The following is a 2,448-nucleotide window of genomic DNA, read 5'->3' on the forward strand; positions in this document are numbered from 1 at the left end:
CGATGTCGATGCCGCCATCGTGGCGCTGCGCAGCGTGCCGGCAGGGAGCATCGCGCCGGCGCTGGCCGGCGGAATCCTGGCGCTGCCGGTGCTGCTCAACACGCTGTTCAAGGCCGGGGTGGCGCTGGTGCTGGCCCGGCGCAAGGGCGAGTTGGGCGGCGGCGGATGGTCGGGCGCCTGGCCGCTGTTGGCTGCAGCGCTGGCCATGCTGGCCGGCTTTGCGCTGAATGCCTCCACAATGGCCCAATTGCTTGACAATATTTGACGATTACCCAAGCCTCTGAGCGCCTTGCCAAGTCGCGGCCATTGCCTCAGACAGGGCAGCGATGACCAGCCGCACGGACCGCCTCGTGATCCCGGCCCGCCCGCTGTTCACGCTCACCATCCTTGCCGGCAGTTTCCTGCTGTTCCTGGTCCAGCCGATGTTCGGCCGCATCGTGCTGCCGGTGCTGGGTGGGGCGCCGGCGGTGTGGAACGTGGCGATGCTGTTCTATCAGGTGGTGCTGCTGCTGGGCTATCTCTATGCCGATTGGCTGCAGCGGCTGGCGCCGGGCCGGCAACTGGCGATCCACCTGGCACTGTTCGCCGTTGCTGCGCTCAGCCTGCCGATCGGCATTGCCGCCTGGTATCCGCCGGCCGGCAGTGGCGATCCAACGCTGTGGCTGCTGGGGCTGCTGGCGGTGTCGATCGGCCCGACATTCTTCGTCGCCTCTGCGCAGGCGCCGCTGATGCAGGCCTGGTTTGCGCGGTCGGGCGATCCCGATGCGGCCAACCCCTATTTTCTCTACGCCGCCTCCAACCTTGGCAGCTTTGCTGCGCTGATCGCCTATCCGCTGCTGGTGGAGCCGTTGGCCGGTCTGTGGCCGCAGCGGCTGGGTTGGTCTGCCGGCTTTGTCGCGCTCGCCCTGCTGGTCGGCCTGTGCGGGATGCGGGTCCACGGCGCCGGCACTGCGGCGGTGCAGGCCGCGCCGGCAGCGGCCATCGGCTGGCGCCAACGGCTGCGCTGGGTGGCGCTGGCGGCGGTCGCTTCGGGCCTGCTGCTGTCCACCACCACGCATCTCACCACCGATCTGATGGCGATGCCGCTGCTGTGGGTGGTGCCGCTGGCGCTCTACCTGCTCAGCTTCGTGATTGCCTTCTCGGCCGCGGGGGAGCGCGCCACCGCCGGGGCGTTGCGCCTGGCGCCGCCGCTGCTGCTGCTGCTGGCCGCACCGGTGTTCCAGTCCGCCAACGGTCCGACGGTGGCGGTTTGGCTGGCCGTCGGGGGCCTGCTGCTGTTCTTCGTGCTCGCCGTGGCCTTGAACGGCACGCTGGCCGGGGAGCGCCCGCCGCCGGCGGGACTGACCAGCTTCTACCTCTGGATGTCGGTGGGCGGTGCCCTGGGCGGGCTGTTCTGCGCGCTGGTGGCGCCGCTGGTCTTTTCCTGGCAGTGGGAACATCCCTTGCTGCTGCTCTGTGCGGCCCTGCTGCTCAGTGCAACACCGCGGCTGGAATTGCCTGTCGGCCGCCTGGTGCCAGCCTTGCTGCTGGTGGGGATGGTGGGGCTGGCCCTGTGGGTGGCCACCGGCTTTGGCACCACGCCGCTGTCTGCCCGGCTGCAACCGGGGTGGGCCACCGGCGCTGCGCTGGCCGCCATGATGGTGATCGGCTGGGTCAGCATCGGGCACCGCTGGCTGTTCACCGGCGTGCTGCTGCTGGCCATGCTGGGCCTGGGCGGCGCGGCGCGGCTGGCCAAGGTGGCCGAGGGCCTGCACCAGCGCAGCTTCTTCGGCGTCTACACGGTGGAAGATCATCGCGAACAGGGGTTGCGCTGGCTTCTGCATGGCACCACGCTGCACGGCACACAGTCCCTTGATGGCGCCGGTGCGCGCCAGCTCACCACTTATTATGTGCCGGGCAGCGGCATCGGCAGGGCGCTGGCGGCGGTGCCCTCGCTCTATGGCCCGCAGGCCCGCATTGGCGTGGTGGGACTGGGCGCCGGCACGCTCGCCTGTCACGCGCGGGACGGTCAGCGCTGGACATTTTTCGAGATCGATCCGGTGGTGGTGGCCATCGCCCGCGAAGATTTCACCTATCTTTCGGCCTGTGCGCCCACCGCTGGCATGATCACCGGGGATGCCCGTCTCACGCTGGCTGCCCAGCCACCGGCGGCCTTCGACCTGCTGGCCATCGATGCCTTTTCCTCCGATGCCATCCCGCTGCACCTGATGACGCGCGAGGCGCTGGCCATCTATGGGCGGGCGCTGCGGGCCGATGGCCTTCTGGTGATCCACATCACCAACCGCTTCGTGGACCTGGAGCCGGTGCTGGCCCGGCTGGCGGCCGAGGGTGGCTGGACGGCGGCGCGCCTGGCCTTCACCCCGCCGCCGGGCCGCGAACGGGAGTTCCCCTCGCTATGGGTGGCGCTGTCCCGCGATCCGGCCCGCTTGCGCCAGCTCACCGCGGCCG

General features: G+C 70.2%; 1 protein-coding gene and 1 pseudogene. Both read left to right on the forward strand.

Annotation, left to right across the window (positions count from 1 at the left end):
• Window positions 1-265: pseudogene (locus GJV64_RS13675) on the forward strand (hypothetical protein); the annotation flags it as partial.
• 61 nt (window positions 266-326) lie between these two features.
• Window positions 327-2,448 (forward strand): fused MFS/spermidine synthase (locus tag GJV64_RS13680; RefSeq protein WP_164157940.1); only part of this gene is annotated, 2,122 nt, incomplete at its 3' end.

Origin of the sequence: Sandarakinorhabdus rubra (assembly GCF_010994245.1) — a bacterium.
Taxonomy (GTDB): domain Bacteria; phylum Pseudomonadota; class Alphaproteobacteria; order Sphingomonadales; family Sphingomonadaceae; genus Sandarakinorhabdus; species Sandarakinorhabdus rubra.